We start from the raw sequence: 16,315 nt of genomic DNA on the forward strand, positions 1-16,315 counted from the left end.
CCGACGCCCGTGTCGCCAGCAAGCTGGGTTCCTGCAAGGAAACGCCCGGCGGCTCGCCTTCGGTCACGCGCGGCGGCGCGAACCTCACAGGTTCTGGTAATTCGGCCCCGCACCACCCTCCGGCGTCACCCAGGTGATGATCTCGTACGGGTCCTTGATGTCGCAGGTCTTGCAGTGCACGCAGTTGGCGGCATTGATCTGCAGGCGGCGTCCGGCCGCGTCCTCGACCATCTCGTAGACGCCGGCCGGGCAGAAGCGGGTGCAGGGGTTGGCGTACTCGGCGGTGCAGCGCTCCACGCAGATCGAGGTGTCGGCGACCTTCAGGTGCACCGGCTGGTCCTCGTCGTGCTCGGTGGCGGCGAAGTACACACCCTGCAGGCGGTCGCGCGGGGCCAGGGTGCGGTCGAGGTAGTCGTGCTTCGGTTGTTCGTGTTCGCCCACCTTGTCCAGCGAGGACCAGTCCGGCTTGCCCTTCAGGGTCCATGGCGAGGCGCCGCCCAGCGCGGTCTCCCAGGCGGCGTTGGCCAGGCCGAACCACAGGCCCTTCTTGAAGCCGGGCTTGATGTTGCGGACCTGCTTGAGCTCGGTCATCGCCTCGGAGGCGCGCAGCTTGGCGTCGAAGCCGGCTGGTTGCAGTCCGCTGGCGGCCAGGTGCTCGGCGGCGAGCATGCCGCTGCGGATCGCCTGGTGGGTGCCCTTGATCTTGGGCACGTTGAGCAGGCCAGCGGTGTCGCCGACCAGCAGCGCGCCGGGCATCTCCACCTTCGGCAGCGACTGCCAGCCGCCGGTGACGATGGCGCGCGCGCCGGCCGAGAGGATGCTGCCGCCCTCGAGCAGCGGCTTGACCGTCGGGTGGTTCTTCCACTGCTGGAAGGCCTCCCACGGCTTGTATTCGGGGTCGCGGTAGTCCAGCCCGCTGACGTAGCCCAGCGCGACCTGGTTGTTCTGCAGGTGGTAGAGGAAGCTGCCGCCGTAAGTGTGGCTATCGGCCGGCCAGCCCAGGGTGTGCACGATCTTGCCGGGCGTCACCCGGCCTTCCGGCACCTGCCACAGTTCCTTGATGCCGATCGAGTAGCTCTGCGGGTCGCTGTCCGCGTCCAGGCCAAAGCGCTTGACCAGGCGCTTGGTCAGGTGGCCGCGCGCGCCCTCGGCCAGCACGGTGACCTTGGCTTTGATGTCGATGCCGGCGGTGTAGCCGGGCTTGTGCGACCCGTCCTTGGCCACGCCCATGTCGCCGATGCGCACGCCCAGCACCGTGCCGTCTTCCGCATGCAGGGTCTCGGCGGCGGCGAAGCCGGCGTAGATCTCCACCCCCAGCGCCTCGGCCTGCGGCGCCAGCCAGGCGCACATCGCGCCGAGGCTGACGATGAAGTTGCCGTGGTTGCGCATGCCCGGCGGCACGACCGGGAACTTGCGGCCGCCGTCCTTCGTCAGGAACCAGAACTCGTCCTCGCCGGCCGGCACGCACACCGGCGGCGGGTTGTCGCGCCAGCCGGGCAGCAGCGCGTCCAGCGGACCGGGCTCGATCACCGCGCCGGACAGGATGTGCGCGCCGACCGTGCTGGACTTCTCGATCACGCAGACCGAGATCTCCGGGTTCAGCTGCTTGAGGCGGATGGCGAAGGCCAGGCCGGACGGGCCGGCGCCGACGGTGACCACGTCGTACTCCATCACGTCGCGCTCGACGGCATCGGTAGCGATCGTGCTGGCTTCGTGTTCCGTCATTCCCGGCTCCGGCTGGCTGCTATGGCTGGCCCCGCATTTTCGGGGTTCGGCGCGGGCGGGGCAAATCGGCCCCGTTTTCGCCGTGCGGCCAGGATGGTCGCCATTGCCGCCGGGATGCTTTCGTTTGTAGGAGCCGGGTTCAGCCGGCGACACGACGCCCTCGGCACAGGCGACTCGCTCATGGTTCCGACGCCCGTGTCGCCGGCTGAACCCGGCTCCTACAGGGAGGTGGACGCAGTCCGGCGCATGCGTGGTCGTGAGGCGGCGGCTGCTAGCGTGCACGGCATGGAATGGACCCGCTTCGACCTGCCGGATGCGCAGGTGCGCCTGGCCCGCGGTTGGCTGGCCCCGGGGCCGGCCGCGTCGCTGCTGGAGGCACTGTTGCGCGAGGTGCCCTGGGAGGTGCATCGCATACGCATGTTCGGCCGCGAAGTGGCATCGCCGCGGCTGAGCTGCTGGCTGGGCGACCCCGGGACGGCCTATCGCTATTCGGGCAGCCGGTTCGAGCCGCGGCCCTGGGTGCCAGCTCTGGCCGTGGTACGGGACCGCCTGCAAGAGGAACTGGACCATCCGTTCAACAGCGTGCTCGCCAACCGCTACCGCAGCGGCGCCGACGCGATGGGTTGGCACAGCGACGACGAGCCGGAACTGGGGCCGCAGCCGCTGATCGCCTCGCTCAGCCTGGGCGCGACGCGGCGGTTCGTGCTCAGGCACCGGCGCGAGCCGGCGCGGCGGATCGCGCTGGACCTGGAGCCGGGCAGCCTGCTGCTGATGGGCGGGGACACCCAGCGCCACTGGAAGCACGCGCTGCCGCGCACCGCGCGGCCGGTGGGGGAGCGGGTCAACCTGACCCTCCGGCGGATCCTGCCCCTGCCTTTGTAGGAGCCCAGCTTGCTGGCGACCCGGGCGTCGGGACCATGGGGGCGTTGCGTGTGCCGGCGGCGTCGGGTCGCCGGCTGAACCCGGCTCCTACCACAGCAGCGACGCGGCCGCTCTTCTGTAGGAGCTGACTTCAGTCGGCGACCCGGGCGTCGCACCTGCGAGGGCGTCGCCTGTGCCGCCGCCGCCGTGTCGCCGGCAACCCCGGCTCCTACAACGGAAGCGGCGCGGGAATCAGCGCGGCGGGTGCGCCAGCGCGTCGCCGCGGCCCTGCTCCAGGGTCCAGCCGGTGATGTCGGTGCTGATCGCCGACAGGGCCAGGCCGAAGGCGGCCGCGACGCTGCCCACGTCGGTGGCCGCGGCCGGCTGCACCTGGGTGAAGGTGCGGCTGGCGACGATGCGCTGGTCGCGGTTGTGCAGCAGCTTGGCGCTGATCTCGATGGTCGCCGCCGGCAGCGGTCCGCCGCGGTAGTCGGATTCGAAGCGGCGTATGTCCAGCGCCAGCCGGTAGTCGGCGCGCATGCCGGTGGCAAGGCGGCCGACGCCGGCGATCTTCCCCGAGTCCTCCAGGAGGCGCAGCACGCCGGCCTCGATCATGTCGGTGGGCGGTTGCGCCCAGGCGGCGCCGCGATAGATCTGCAACTCGCCCGGTGCCGGACGCACCGCGATGCGGGAGCTGTCGACCAGGCGCGCGGCGCTGGGGCGGGCGATGGCCAGCTGCCAGTCCGCCTGCGGCCAGGCCGGATCGGGCGTGGCCGCCAACTGCGGCGAGTAGATCGTCACCGGGTCGCGCTGGCCGCTGCCGAGGACGGAGCAGCCACCGAGAACGGCCAGCAGCGGCAGCAGCGCCGCCGCACGCAGGAGGGCAGGGAAGGGGAAGCGCTTCATTCCGGGTCGTACTCCTTCGGCGCGTCGCGGCCGAGCAGGAACCGCGAGGGGTTGTTCTCCAGCCGGTCGCTGATCTGGCGCAGGTCGCGGATCAGCCCGCGCAGTTCGGTCAGGGTCGGGCCGAGCTGGGCCAGGCCTTCGTTGGCGAAGCTGTTGATCGCGGCGCGGTTCTCGCCAAGGATCGCGTCGGCGTTGCCGGCGGCCGAATCCAGCCGGGCCAGGGTCGAATCGAGCTTGGCGATGATCTTCGGCAGCTCGCGCACCAGGTTCTGATCCAGCCGCTGCATGGTGCCGTTGGTGGTCTGCAGGGTGGTATCGAGGCTGCGCGCGGCGTCGCGCGCGCTGACCAGCAGCGCCTCCATGCCCTTGTCCTGCGCGGCCAGCGAGCCGCTGACCTTCTCGATGTTCTCCAGGGTCCGGGCGATGTGCGCCACGTTCTGGTCGCTGAGTACCTGGTCCAGGCGCTCGACGATCCGGTTGGCGGTGTCGGTGATGTTCTGCAGCGCCGAGGGGCTGGTCAGGATCACCGGCGTCTCGCGCTGGTCCACGGTAGTGAGCAGCGGCGCGCCGGGGGTGCCGCCGGTGAGCTGGATGATCGCCGGGCCGGTCAGGCTGGTGATCGCCAGCTTGGCGCGGGTGTCGGTCTTGACCGGCGCGCTGGCGTCGGCGCGGATGATCGCCACCACCCGGCGCGGGTCGCGCGGGTCCAGCGAGAGCCGGTCGATCGAGCCGACCGCAATGCCGTTGAACTGCACCGGGCTGCCCACCGACAGGCCGGTCACCGCCTCGTCGAACACGATCATGTAGCGCTGCCAGCTGCGCTCGGACGAGTACTTGGCGGCCCACAGGCCGAACAGCAGCAGCGCGATCGACACCACCAGGGTGAAGGCGCCGATCAGCACGTAGTTGGCGCGGGTTTCCATGGTTCAGTCCGCCTCCGTCGCGGTGGCCTTGGCGCGGCGCGCGGCGCGCGCGCGCGGGCCGTGGAAGTACTCCTGCACCCACGGGTGGTCGAAGCGCTCGACCTCCTCCAGCGGCGCGACAATCACCACCTTGCGGTCGGCCAGCACGGCCACGCGGTCGCAGATAGCGTACAGGGTGTCGAGGTCGTGGGTGATGAGGAACACGGTCAGCCCCAACGCCTGCTGCAGGGTCGCCAGCAGCCGGTCGAAGGCGGCCGCGCCGATCGGGTCCAGGCCGGCGGTGGGCTCGTCCAGGAACAGCAGCGGCGGGTCCAGCGCCAGCGCCCGGGCCAGGCCGGCGCGCTTGCGCATGCCTCCGGACAGCTGCGATGGCAGCTTGTTGAGGGCATCGGCCTGCAGTCCGGCCAGCTTCACCTTCAACAGCGCCAACTCGTAGCGCCAGCTCTCCGGCAACTCGGGGTAGTGCTCCTTCAGCGGCACCTGCACGTTCTCGCCCACGGTCAGCGAGGAAAACAGGGCGCCGTCCTGGAACAGCACGCCGGTGTTGCGCTCGATGTGCAGGCGGTTGGCCGGGTCGTCCGAGCGCGCGTCCACGCCCAGCACCTCGATGCGCCCATCCGCAGGCCGCTGCAGGCCGAGGATGCAGCGCATCAGCACCGACTTGCCGGTGCCCGAACCGCCGACCACGCCGATGATCTCGCCGCGCCGCACGTCCAGGTCCAGGCCGTCGTGCACGGTCTGGCTGCCGAACCGGGTGACCAGCCCCCGCACCGAGATCGCGATGTCCGGTTCCGTGCGCGCCATCTCACCAGCCCATGTGCATGAACCACAACGCGGCCAGCGCGTCGATGATGATCACCAGCGAGATGGTCTGCACCACGCTGGAGGTGGTGCGCTCGCCGACCGACTGCGCGGTGCCCTGCACCCGCAGGCCTTCCAGGCAGCCGATCAGGCCGATGACCATGGCGAACACCGGCGCCTTGGACATGCCGACCAGGAAATGCCGCACCTCCACCGTCTCGTGCATCCGCGCCAGGTACATCTGCGGCGGGATGTCCAGGTCGAAGGCGCCGACGGTGATGCCGCCGGCCAGGCCGGCCATCATCGCCAGGAAGGTCAGCAGCGGCAGCGTCACCAGCAACGCCAGCAGCCGCGGGATCACCAGCAGCTCGACCGGGTCCAGGCCCAGGGTGCGGATCGCGTCGATCTCCTCGCGCGCCTTCATCGCGCCGATCTGCGCGGTGAACGAGCTGGCGGTGCGTCCGGCCACCACGATCGCGGTCATGAGCACCGCCAGTTCGCGCAGGGTGGCGATGCTGACCAGTTCGACCACGAAGATCTCCGCGCCGAAGTCGCGCAGGATCGTGGAGCCGAGGAAGGCGATCACCGCACCGATCAGGTAGGACAGCAGCGCCACCAGCGGCACCGCGTCCAGGCCGACCTGTTCCATGTGGTAGACCGTGGCGGTGAGGCGGAACCGGCGCGGCTCGCGCGCCGTGCGCGCCAGCTTGCTCAGGTTCTCGCCGGTGAATCCCACCAGCTGGACGGTGTCGCGCACCACCGTGTGGGTCGCGCGTCCCAGGCGCTCCAGCGCGGCGGCGAAGCCGTAGTCGCGCGGCTTCCTGGGCCGGTCGTCGGCCACGTCCTCGATCACCTGGACCAGCGCGGCGTGCTCGTCGTTGAAGCGCAGCTGCTCGCCATCCAGGCCGCGCCGCTGGGCGAAGCGCATCAGCTGCATCACCCCCGCCGAATCGAGCCGGCCGATCGCCGACGCATCCACCGCGATGGTGTCCGCGGGAACGCCCCGCAGCTGCTCGGACATGGCCAGCGCGTGCGCAAGCGTCCACTGTCCGGTCAGCGCGATGCTGCCGGGTCCGGCTTGGGTCTGTTGCCAGCGGGGAGGGGATCCGGTGTCGTCGGTCATGGGGGCTTCCGGGCGCGAGCATACCCGGAAGGGACGTGCAGGTGCCGTCGCGCCTGCGCGGACGCCGCCATCGCCCCGGGGTCTCGGGCGATACTAGGGCGATGGATGCCGCTACCCGTCCCGTCGCCAGCTACGCGCAACGCATCGCCTTCGTCTCGGAGATGGCCGCGCGCCTGCACCGCTACGGGACGACCGCACAAAGGCTCGAAGCGGCGGTCACGGCGCTGTCGCAGCGCCTGGACCTGGAATGCGAGGCCTGGTCCAACCCGACCGGCCTGATCCTGAGCTTCAGCGACCCGGGCAAACCGCTGGGCAGCAGCGACACCACCCGGGTGATCCGCCTGGCCCCGGGCGAGAACGACCTGCACAAGCTGGGCGAGGCCGACCGCATCGCCGAGGCGGTGGCCAACGGTCAGATGAGCATCGCCCAGGGCCACACCGCGCTGCGCACCCTGGACCGCGCGCCGGTCATGCGCACGCGGGTGATGCAGGTGCTGGCCTTCGGCCTGGCCGCGGCGGCGGTGGCCGGCCTGTGGCGCCTGCCGTGGCTGGACATCGCCACCGCGGCGGCCGCCGGCCTGCTGATCGGCCTGCTCGACCAGTACACCAGCCCGCGCCCGGCGATGAAGGAGGCCTCCGAAGCGCTGGCCGCGCTGACCGCCGGCACCGTGGTCAGCCTGGTCGCGGTCACGGTCGGGCCGCTCAACCTCAACACGGTGGTGATCGCCTCGCTGGTGGTGCTGCTGCCCGGCATGGCGATCACCAATGCCATGAACGAGCTGGCCAGCCAGCACTGGGTGTCCGGCACGGTGCGTTTCGCCGGCGCGCTGACCACGGTGATGAAGCTGACCGTCGGCGCGATCATCGCGATCGAGATCCTCGGCCAGCTCGGCCTGCAGCCGCAGGTGCGCGCCTGGCGGCCGCAGCCGGAGTGGGTGGAGTGGTCGGCGATGGTGCTGGCCGCGTTCGCCTTCGCGGTGCTGTTCAAGGCCAGCCGCCGCGACTACCCGTGGGTGATGGGCGCGGCCATCGCCGGCTATCTGATCGCGCGCTACGCCGGCCAGGCCTGGGGCAGCCCCGCCGGCATCTTCCTCTCGGCGCTGGCGCTGACCGCGGCCGGCAACGCGTTTGGGCGCTGGGTGCAGCGGCCGGGCGCGATCATCCGCCTGCCCGGCATCATCATGCTGGTGCCCGGCAGCGCCAGCCTGCGCGGCCTGCTCACACTGGTCCAGCAGCAGGACGTGGATGCAGGGCAGAGCGCGCTGCTGACGGTGACCACCATCGTCATGGCGCTGGTGGCCGGACTGCTGTTCGGCAACCTGCTGATGCCGGCGCGCAAGAACCTGTAGCCGGCTTCAGCCGGCGACGCGGGGCGTCGGGACCGTGCGGCGTTGTGGCTGCGGGTGGCGTCGTGTCGCCGGCTGAACCCGGCTCCTGCAACAGCAACAGCCGCGGCGCGGCCGGTTCCCCTGTAGGAGCCGACTTCAGTCGGCGACACGGGCGTCGGGACTACGAGGATGTCGCCTGTGCCGGCGTCCGACCGGCGAAACCCGGAAAAACGAAAAACGCCAGCATGCGCCGGCGCTTCTTCCGTGGGCAGCCGGAAAACCGGCCGACTACTTCTTCGCCTTCTTCACCACCCGCTTCTTGCCCTGGGTCCTGGGCTTGGGTGTCAGCTTGGCGGTGCCCGGGATCAGGAACTCGCCCAGATCACGGCCCTTGGCGGTGTAGCCGGCCAGCCAGCGCGGTTGCTTGCCGCGGCCGGTCCAGGTTTCCCTCGGGTTTTCCGGATTGCGGTACTTCGGCGCGACCTTGCCCAGCTTGCGGCCGGCCCGGGCGGGCGAGGCGGCCCGCTTCGCGCCGCCGGCGGCCGCGCCGCCGAACAGCTCCTCGATGGTGTAGCCCTCGGCCTTGGCCAGCTTGGTCAGCTTGCCGCGCACCTGCGCGACCGGCGTGCGTTTGGTCAGCTGCGCCTGGCGCTTCCTGGCGGTGGTGATCAGCGAAGCGAGTTCGCGCGGCGACAGCGTGTTGAGATCGATCGACATCAAATCACTCCGGCTCGGGGATGGGGTTCGACGTCCGTCCCTGGGCATCGTGCAGGCAGGATAATGCAGCGACATAATCGCGGCAAATAAACACGGCGTGAAATCCTGCAATATCGCCGGATAATCCGCCCGGAAAGGCGCGGATTATCCCTTTCGCGGCCGCACTCAGCCCTGCCGCAGCCGCTCCAGCAATCGCGCGCGATCCAGCGCTTCGGCCTCGCTCGCGTTGCGCGCGCGGTACTCGAACGTGCCCGCGGCCAGGCCGCGCTCGGATACCACCACCCGGTGCGGGATGCCGATCAGTTCGATGTCGGCGAACATCGCGCCCGGGCGCAGGCCACGGTCGTCGAGCACCGCGTCCAGCCCGGCGGCCTGCAGTTCGGCCAGCAGCGCCTCGGCCGCCGCGTCCACCGCCGCGTCCTTCTTCGGGTTGATCACGCACACGGCCACGGTCCACGGGGCCATCGGCGCCGGCCAGACGATGCCGGCCTCGTCGTGGTTCTGCTCGATCGCCGCGGCCACGATCCGCGACACGCCGATGCCGTAGCAGCCCATCGCCGGCACGGCGGCCTTGCCGGTCTCGTCGAGCACGGTGAAGCCCATCGCCTCGGAATACTTGCGGCCGAGCTGGAACACGTGGCCGACCTCGATACCTCGCGCGAGGCGCAGTTCGCCACCGTCGTCGGCGCGGTCGCCGGCGACTACGTTGCGGATGTCGGCGACCACGTCCGGCTCGGGCAGGTCGAGGCCCCAGTTCACGCCGGCCAGGTGGAAGCCGGTCTCGTTGGCGCCGACCACGAAGTCGGCCATCGCCGCGACCTCGCGGTCGGCGACGACGCGGACCGGCTCCTTGGGAGCGACCGGGCCGAGGAAGCCCGGCTCGCTGCCCAGGTGCTCGAGGATCTCGGCTTCGGTCGCCAGCCGGTAGTCGGCCAGGCCTTCGAGCTTGGCCAGCTTGATCTCGTTGACCGCATGGTCGCCGCGCACCAGCACCAGGACGAAGCCGTCGTCGCCCACCACCGCGACCGACTTGACCGTGCGCGGAAGCGGAATGCCCATCAGCGCGGCCACGTCCTCGCAGGTCTTCTGGATCGGCGTGTCGACCTTGCGCAGCGTTTCGGCGGCGGCCGGGCGCGGGCCCGGCGCGGCGGCCTGCGCGGTTTCCACGTTGGCCGCATAGTCCGAGCCGGTGGAGAACGCCAGCGCGTCCTCGCCCGATTCGGCCAGCACATGGAACTCCTGCGAGGCGTCGCCGCCGATCGCGCCGGAGTCGGCCTGCACCGCGCGGAACTGCAGCCCCAGGCGGGTGAAGACGCGGGTGTAGGCCGCCTTCATGTTCTCGTACTCGCGCGCCAGGTCGGCGTCGGTCACGTGGAACGAGTAGGCGTCCTTCATCAGGAACTCGCGCGCGCGCATCACCCCGAAGCGCGGGCGGATCTCGTCGCGGAACTTGCTGTGGACCTGGTAGAAGTTGACCGGCAGCTGCTTGTAGCTGGACAGCTCCTGGCGGGCGAAGTCGGTGATCGCCTCCTCCGCGGTCGGGCTGTAGCAGAACTCCTGCTCCTTTCGGTCCTTGATCTTCAGCAGCTGGCCGCCGAACTTCTCCCAGCGGCCGGTTTCCTCCCACAGCTCCTTCGGCTGGATGGTCGGCAGCTGCAGCTCGATCGCGCCGGCGCGGTCCATCTCCTCGCGCACGACCGCCTCGACCTTGCGCAGCACGCGCAGGCCCAGCGGCGACCAGGTGTACAGGCCGGCGGCGAGCTTGCGGATCATGCCGGCGCGCAGCATCAGCCGGTGGCTGACCAGTTCGGCGTCGGCCGGGGTTTCCTTGGTGGTGTGCAGGTGGAAGCGGGACAGGCGCATCGCGTGGGAGAGGTCGGGGCGGGAAGCCGGACATTCTGCCAGTACGGGCGGTACGGCGCCCGGGGCGTGCCATCGCCGTCGTCCCGGCGCACGCCGGGACCCGGTGACTTTGCCCCTTCCGGGCTACCGGCCGCGTGGCAAGTCACTGGGCCCCGGCGTGCGCCGGGACGACGGAGCAGGGTCGGGATGTTCGGTCGAGGATGCCGGGAACCGCAGGAACCGGCTGCCGGCCGGCCCGGCCGGCCTAGGGCGTGCGCTCGACCCGGATGCCCGGCGCCGGCTCACGGGCGACGCGCTCGTAGGGACGGCCCTTGGGCGGGGTATCGGTGATCTGCAGGTGGCCGGCGTCGTCGCGCCAGCGGTAGAGCGGGCGCAGGGCGTCCTCGGCTTCGGCCGCGGCGGCCTCTGCCGCCCGCTGCCGGGCTTCGGGCGACCGCTGCGGCGCCTGCTCGCGGCCCAGCCACCAGGCCAGGCCGCCGCCCAGGATCAGGCCGGCCAGGACCGCCCAGACCGCACGCATCACTCAGCCGGCGGGCGGACAGTAGGCCTTGGCCGCGGCCTCGGCGAGGCTCTTCTGAGCGGCCCGGTCCTCGTCGGTCAGGGCGGTGTCGGGCGTGCCGTCGCCATCGGTGTCGCGCATCACCGGCGCGCCGCTGCCCAGCAGCTGCAGGTTCTGGCGGGCGGTGGCGCATTGCGGGTCCACGGCCGCTGCCGCCGGCGTCGCCGCGTCCACGTATTGCCCCCGGCTGTCGATCCGGCGGGTGTCGTATTTCTGGCCCGGCGGCGGCTTGTCCGAGGAGTGGGTGACGCCGCTGGCGTCCTTCCACTGGTAGACATTGTTGGCCATGGCACTGGCGCAGACGCCGGCGGCCAGGAGCAGCAGGCAGGACCGGGACAGGAAGCGCATCGGCGGGTCTCCAGCGGGTCGGGTGGGCGGTGCGCCGATTGCAGCACCCGGCCGCGGGGCTGGCAAGTCGCGCGGTCACGGTTCGCAGGCGCCCGGCCGGCCCGTACACTGGCGGCATGGACCTCGAACCGCCACCGCCGCGCTCGCGCGGGATCTACCTGCTGCCCAACCTGTTCACCACCTGCGGCCTGTTCGCGGGCTTCTACGCGATCATCGCCGCGGCCAACAGCCAGTTCACCGCCGCGGCCATCGCCGTGTTCGTGGCCGGGATCATGGACGGGATCGACGGCCGGGTGGCGCGCCTGACCGGCACCAGCAGCGCCTTCGGTGTCCAGTACGACTCGCTGGCCGACCTGGTCAGCTTCGGCCTGGCGCCGGCGCTGGTGATGTACCACTGGTCGCTGTCGGCGCTGAAGTTCGACGGCGGCACCCTGGGCCGGGTCGGCTGGGCGGTGGCGTTCCTGTACGCGGCGTGCGCGGCGCTGCGCCTGGCCCGCTTCAACACCCAGGTCGGGGTGGTCGACAAGCGCTGGTTCGTCGGCCTGGCCAGCCCGGCCGCGGCGGGGCTGATGATGTCCTTCGTCTGGGCCTTCGCCGACGGCGAGCTGGGCTGGAGCGGCGAGGAGCTGCGCTACGTCGCCCTCGCGGTGACCCTGTGCGCGGCCCTGCTGATGGTCAGCCGGATCCGCTACTGGAGCTTCAAGGGCAGCGGCGAGGGCGGCGCGCGCGCCGACCGGGTGCCTTTCGCGGTGCTGCTGATCGTGCCGGTGGCCATCGCGGTGCTGGTGATCGACCTGCCGCGGGTGCTGTTGGCGGTGGGCGTCCTGTATGCGTTGTCCGGTCCCTTGATGGCGCTGTGGCAGCGCCTGCGGCCGTCGGAGCCGGCGTGAATCCCGGCGTCACGCCCTGGAGTCCGCAGCAGCGGCGCTGGCTGCAGGCGCTGGGGCATTCCGTGCTGCGGCTGGGCGCGGGCGAGGACGAACCTGCGGCTACTGCCGGCCCGGGGCGGATCGATGCCGCGGATCAGGTGGTGGCGACGCCGCCGGCCCCGTCGCCGCAGCGGCTGCCGGCGCAACCGGCTCTCGACCCGGCGCCGCCCCGTCGCGCGCCGGCTGCCCCGGCGGACACCGCCGCCGGCGAGACGGCGCCGGCGCCGACCGCGCGCGCGGCGATGCGGCGACCGGCGCGGCTGCCGGACCGCCTGCAGCTGGCGATGCTGCGCGCCTCCGGGCTGGATCCGGCCGATCCCGCCGCGCAGGCGCTGATGGCGCAGTGGCCGGTCGAGCGGCTGCGCGGCGACGGCGCGGCCAAGCGCGCGTTCTGGCCGCAGCTGCGCGCGCTGCGGAGACGGCCGTGAGCGTGGCCGCGTATCGCGACCTGGCGCCGTCGTGGCGCGTGCGGACGATGCGCGAGGGCGACCTGGACGCGGTGATGGCGATCGAGCGCCGCGCCTATCCGTTCCCCTGGACCCGCGGCATCTTCCGCGACTGCCTGGTGGCCGGCTATCCCTCGCTGCTGGCGCTGGAGGACGACCGCCCGGCCGGCTACGGGGTGATGAGCATCGCCGCCGACGAAGCCCACCTGCTCAACCTGTGCACCGCGCCCGAGCGGCAGTCGCGCGGGCTCGGCCGGCACCTGCTGCGCGCGTTGCTGCGCACCGCCCGCGACCGTGGTGCCCACCGGATATTCCTCGAGGTGCGACCTTCCAACCCGCCGGCCATCGCCCTATACCACAGCGAGGGTTTCAACGAGATCGGGCGCCGGCCGCGCTATTACCCGGCGGCGCAGGGGCGCGAGGACGCGCTGGTGATGGCGATGGAGCTGGTCGGCGACGACGTGGAGCGGATGCCGCCGCTCTGACGGTTGGTTCGCGGCAGCGTGGTAGTAGGAGCCGGGCTTGCCCGCGACGCGACGCCGTCGGCACAGGCGACACCTTCATGGTCCCGACGCCCGTGTCGCCGACTGAAGTCGGCTCCTACAGAAGAGCGGCCGCGCCGTGGCTGTTGTAGGAGCCGGGTTCAGCCGGCGACCCGACGCCGCTGGCCCAGGCGACGCCCTCGTGGTTCCGACGCCCGTGTCGCCGACTGAAGTCAGCTCCTACAGAAGAGCGGCCGCGCGGTGGCTGTTGTAGGAGCCGGGTTCAGCCGGCGACCCGACGTCGCCGGCCCAGGCGACGCCCTCGTGATTTCGACGCCCGTGCCGCCAGCAAGCCGGGCTCCTACAGAAAGCCGTGGCGGTCGCAGGCGCCGAGCTCAGAGCTTGGCGCGTTGCCCGCGCAGGCCCTCGAGCTGGGCGCTCCAGTCGGCCAGGCGCTGGCGTTCCTGGTCGACCACGGCCGCCGGCACCTTGTCGGTGAACCTGGCCAGCTTGGCTTCGCTCTTGTCCTTCTCGGCGGACACGCGCGCGATCTCCTTGTCCAGGCGGGCGCGTTCGGCGTCGAGGTCGACCAGGCCTTCCAGCGGCACCAGCAGCTTCAGTTCGCCGACGATGGCCGCCGCCGCGGGCGGCGTGGCCGCATCGCCGGCCAGCCATTCGACCGACTCGAGCCTGAGCAGGAAGCGCAGCTGCGCGGCGAAGCGCTCCACGCGCGCCCGGTCGGCATCGCTGCCGGCCTGCAGCAGCAGGCGCACCTGTTTCGACGGCGACACGCCCAGCTCGCTGCGCACGCGGCGCAGGCCCGAGACCATCGCCTTGAACCATTCGATGTCGGCCTCGGCGGCACTGTAGTCCTGGCCGGCGAACTCCTCGGGCAGGGGATACGGCCGCAGCGAGATCGAGTTTCCTTCGATGCCCAGGCGTGGAGCGACCTGCCGCCACAACTCTTCGGTCACGAACGGCACCAGCGGGTGCAGCAGGCGCAGCAGCGACTCGAGCACGTGCAGCAGGGTGTGGCGGGTGCTGGCCGCGGCTTCGGCGTCATCGCCGTTGAGCGCCGGCTTGGCCAACTCGACGAACCAGTCGCAGAACTCGTTCCAGGCGAATTCGTACAGCACCTGGGCCAGCAGGTCGAAGCGGTAGGCGGCGAACTGTTCCTGTGCCTCGGCGGCGACCGCCGTCAGGCGCGCGAGGATCCACTTCTCCGCGTCGGTCTTCGGCTGCGGCGCGCCGGCGAAGGTTGCGCCCTCGGTGTTCATCAGCACGAAGCGGCTGGCGTTCCACAGCTTGTTGCAGAAGTTCTTGTAGCCCTCGGCGCGGCCGAGGTCGAACTTGATGTCGCGGCCGTGGCCGGCCAGCGCGGCAATGGTGAAGCGTAGTGCGTCGGCGCCGTGGGCGATGATGCCGTCGGGGAATTCCTTGCGGGTGGCGCGCTCGATCTTCTCGGCCAGCTTGGGCTGCATCAGCCCGCTGGTGCGCTTGGCGACCAGGTCCTCCAGGGTGATGCCGTCGATGATGTCCAGCGGATCCAGCACGTTGCCCTTGGACTTGGACATCTTCTGGCCCTGCGCGTCGCGGATCAGGCCGGTGATGTAGACGTCGCGGAACGGCACCTGGCCGGTGAAGTTGTCGGTGGCCATGATCATCCGCGCCACCCAGAAGAAGATGATGTCGAAGCCGGTGACCAGCACCGACGACGGCAGGTAGCGGTCGAAGCCGCGCTGCGCCATCGCCGCCTGGTCCGGCCAGCCCAGGGTCGAGAACGGCCACAGCTGCGAGGAGAACCAGGTCTCCAGCACGTCGCTGTCCTGGGTCAGGGCGGCATCACCCAGGCCGTGCTTCGCGCGCACCTCGTCCTCGCTGCGGCCGACGTAGCAGGTGCCCGCCGCGTCGAACCAGGCCGGGATGCGATGGCCCCACCACAGCTGGCGGCTGATGCACCAGTCCTGGATGTTCTCCATCCAGTGGCGGTAGGTGTTGATCCAGTTCGGCGGGACGAACTTCACGTCTCCGTTCTCGACCAGCTCCAGGCCGCGCTTCGCCAGCGCGTCCATCCTCACGAACCACTGGTCGGTCAGGTACGGCTCGATCACCTGGCCGGTGCGGTCGCCGCGCGGCACCTGCAGCTTGTGCGGCCGGGTCTCGGCCAGCAGGCCCAGCTCCTCCAGGTCGGCGAGCACGACCTTGCGCGCTTCGTAGCGATCCAGGCCGCGGTACTTCTCCGGCGCGCTGTCGTTGAGCGCGGCCACCGGGGTGAACAGATTGATCATCGGCAGCGAATGGCGCACGCCGACCTGGTAGTCGTTGAAGTCGTGCGCCGGGGTGACCTTGACCACGCCGGTGCCGAAGTCGCGGTCGACGTAGTCGTCGGCGATCACCGGGATGCGGCGGCCGGTGAGCGGCAGCTCGACCTCGTTGCCGACGAGCGCGGCGTAGCGCGGGTCTTCCGGGTGCACCATCGCCGCCACGTCGCCGAGCATGGTCTCCGGGCGGGTGGTGGCCACGACCAGGTAGTCGCGGGTCTCGCGCACGACTTCGTTGCCGTCGGCATCGACCTCGACGTGTTCGTAGGACACGCCATCGGCCAGCGGATAGCGGATCGACCAGAGGAAGCCGTCCTCCTCGACGTTCTCCACTTCCAGGTCGGAGATCGCGGTCTTCAGCACCGGGTCCCAGTTGACCAGGCGCTGGCCGCGGTAGATCAGGCCCTGTTCGTGCCAGCGCACGAACGCCTCGACCACCGCCGCCGACGGCTGCGGGTCCATGGTGAAGGTGCTGCGCGACCAGTCACCGGAGGCGCCCAGCCGGCGCATCTGCCGCTCGATGGTGTCGCCGGACTGCGCCTTCCATTCCCAGACCTTGGCGACGAAGCCTTCGCGGCCCAGCGAATCGCGGGTCTGGCCGTTGCCTTCCAGCGCCAGGTTGCGGCTGACCACCATCTCGGTGGCGATGCCGGCGTGGTCGGTGCCCATCTGCCAGAGCACGTCGTAGCCGCGCATGCGGTGGTAGCGGACCAGCGCGTCCATCAGCGTGTGCTGGAAGGCGTGGCCCATGTGCAGGGTGCCGGTGACGTTCGGCGGCGGCAGCAGGATCGAATAGGGCGTGCCCTGGCCGCTGGGCTTGAAGCAGCCGCTGGCCTCCCACTCGGCGTACAGGCGCGATTCGAAGGTCTTGGGTTCGTAGCCGGAGGGCAGGGCGGTGTCGGTCATCGTCTTCTTCGTCGTCCCGGCGCAAGCCGGGACCCAGTGTCTTGGGGCCTGTTCCGCGTCGTCCCCGCGCAGGCGGG

15 protein-coding genes are annotated in these 16,315 nt (G+C 71.1%); 5 read left to right on the top strand and 10 right to left on the bottom strand.

The window, feature by feature from the left end; translation table 11 throughout:
* Positions 1–84 precede the first annotated feature (84 nt).
* Positions 85–1,725 (bottom strand): electron transfer flavoprotein-ubiquinone oxidoreductase, encoded by a 1,641-nt coding sequence (locus WQ53_RS11170; protein WP_052632406.1) that lies wholly within the window; start codon positions 1,723–1,725, stop codon positions 85–87.
* Between the two features lie 285 nt (positions 1,726–2,010).
* Here WQ53_RS11170 and WQ53_RS11175 point away from each other — a divergent pair, with 285 nt between their 5' ends.
* Complete coding sequence (locus WQ53_RS11175; protein ID WP_052632407.1) at positions 2,011–2,607, top strand: alpha-ketoglutarate-dependent dioxygenase AlkB family protein; 597 nt, start codon at positions 2,011–2,013, stop codon at positions 2,605–2,607.
* Positions 2,608–2,838: 231 nt separating this feature from the next.
* Here WQ53_RS11175 and WQ53_RS11180 read toward each other — a convergent pair whose 3' ends face one another.
* From WQ53_RS11180 to WQ53_RS11195, 4 genes are read right to left on the bottom strand one after another with little or no spacing between them, the layout of a single operon-like run.
* Entirely contained in the window at positions 2,839–3,492 is a 654-nt protein-coding gene (locus tag WQ53_RS11180) for an ABC-type transport auxiliary lipoprotein family protein (RefSeq protein WP_052632409.1), read from the bottom strand.
* Positions 3,489–4,415 (bottom strand): MlaD family protein, encoded by a 927-nt coding sequence (locus WQ53_RS11185; protein WP_052632411.1) that lies wholly within the window; start codon positions 4,413–4,415, stop codon positions 3,489–3,491. The genes WQ53_RS11180 and WQ53_RS11185 overlap by 4 nt, the downstream gene beginning before the upstream one ends.
* A 3-nt stretch (positions 4,416–4,418) precedes the next feature.
* Complete coding sequence (locus WQ53_RS11190) at positions 4,419–5,219, bottom strand: ABC transporter ATP-binding protein (protein WP_052632413.1); 801 nt, start codon at positions 5,217–5,219, stop codon at positions 4,419–4,421.
* A gap of 1 nt (position 5,220) precedes the next feature.
* Positions 5,221–6,339 (bottom strand): ABC transporter permease, encoded by a 1,119-nt coding sequence (locus WQ53_RS11195; RefSeq protein ID WP_052632415.1) that lies wholly within the window; start codon positions 6,337–6,339, stop codon positions 5,221–5,223.
* Between the two features lie 101 nt (positions 6,340–6,440).
* Here WQ53_RS11195 and WQ53_RS11200 point away from each other — a divergent pair, with 101 nt between their 5' ends.
* Complete coding sequence (locus tag WQ53_RS11200; RefSeq protein WP_052632417.1) at positions 6,441–7,688, top strand: threonine/serine ThrE exporter family protein; 1,248 nt, start codon at positions 6,441–6,443, stop codon at positions 7,686–7,688.
* A gap of 267 nt (positions 7,689–7,955) precedes the next feature.
* On the opposite strand, the gene WQ53_RS11205 is transcribed toward WQ53_RS11200, so the two are convergent.
* The 4 genes from WQ53_RS11205 to WQ53_RS11220 form a co-directional block, all read right to left on the bottom strand.
* On the bottom strand, positions 7,956–8,384 hold the full coding sequence (locus WQ53_RS11205; RefSeq protein ID WP_052632419.1) for an H-NS family nucleoid-associated regulatory protein: 429 nt from the start codon (positions 8,382–8,384) through the stop codon (positions 7,956–7,958).
* A gap of 165 nt (positions 8,385–8,549) precedes the next feature.
* A complete protein-coding gene (locus tag WQ53_RS11210) occupies positions 8,550–10,247 on the bottom strand; it encodes a proline--tRNA ligase (RefSeq protein WP_052632421.1) in 1,698 nt (565 codons plus the stop codon).
* Between the two features lie 244 nt (positions 10,248–10,491).
* Positions 10,492–10,767, bottom strand: coding sequence for a DUF4124 domain-containing protein (locus WQ53_RS11215; protein WP_052632423.1), 276 nt, complete (start codon positions 10,765–10,767; stop codon positions 10,492–10,494).
* Positions 10,768–10,770: 3 nt separating this feature from the next.
* Complete coding sequence (locus WQ53_RS11220; protein ID WP_052632425.1) at positions 10,771–11,154, bottom strand: DUF4124 domain-containing protein; 384 nt, start codon at positions 11,152–11,154, stop codon at positions 10,771–10,773.
* Between the two features lie 116 nt (positions 11,155–11,270).
* Between WQ53_RS11220 and pssA the strand changes: the two genes are divergently transcribed.
* From pssA to rimI, 3 genes are read left to right on the top strand one after another with little or no spacing between them, the layout of a single operon-like run.
* Positions 11,271–12,044, top strand: coding sequence for a CDP-diacylglycerol--serine O-phosphatidyltransferase (pssA, locus tag WQ53_RS11225; RefSeq protein ID WP_052632427.1), 774 nt, complete (start codon positions 11,271–11,273; stop codon positions 12,042–12,044).
* Positions 12,041–12,511, top strand: a complete 471-nt coding sequence (locus WQ53_RS11230) for a hypothetical protein (RefSeq protein ID WP_052632429.1) — start codon at positions 12,041–12,043, stop codon at positions 12,509–12,511. Before pssA ends, WQ53_RS11230 begins: the two co-directional genes overlap by 4 nt.
* A gap of 47 nt (positions 12,512–12,558) precedes the next feature.
* On the top strand, positions 12,559–13,014 hold the full coding sequence (gene rimI, locus WQ53_RS11235; RefSeq protein WP_052634053.1) for a ribosomal protein S18-alanine N-acetyltransferase: 456 nt from the start codon (positions 12,559–12,561) through the stop codon (positions 13,012–13,014).
* A gap of 392 nt (positions 13,015–13,406) precedes the next feature.
* Here rimI and WQ53_RS11240 read toward each other — a convergent pair whose 3' ends face one another.
* A complete protein-coding gene (locus tag WQ53_RS11240) occupies positions 13,407–16,238 on the bottom strand; it encodes a valine--tRNA ligase (protein WP_052632431.1) in 2,832 nt (943 codons plus the stop codon).
* Positions 16,239–16,315: the final 77 nt, after the last annotated feature.

This window comes from Pseudoxanthomonas suwonensis (assembly GCF_000972865.1).
Taxonomy (GTDB): domain Bacteria; phylum Pseudomonadota; class Gammaproteobacteria; order Xanthomonadales; family Xanthomonadaceae; genus Pseudoxanthomonas; species Pseudoxanthomonas suwonensis_B.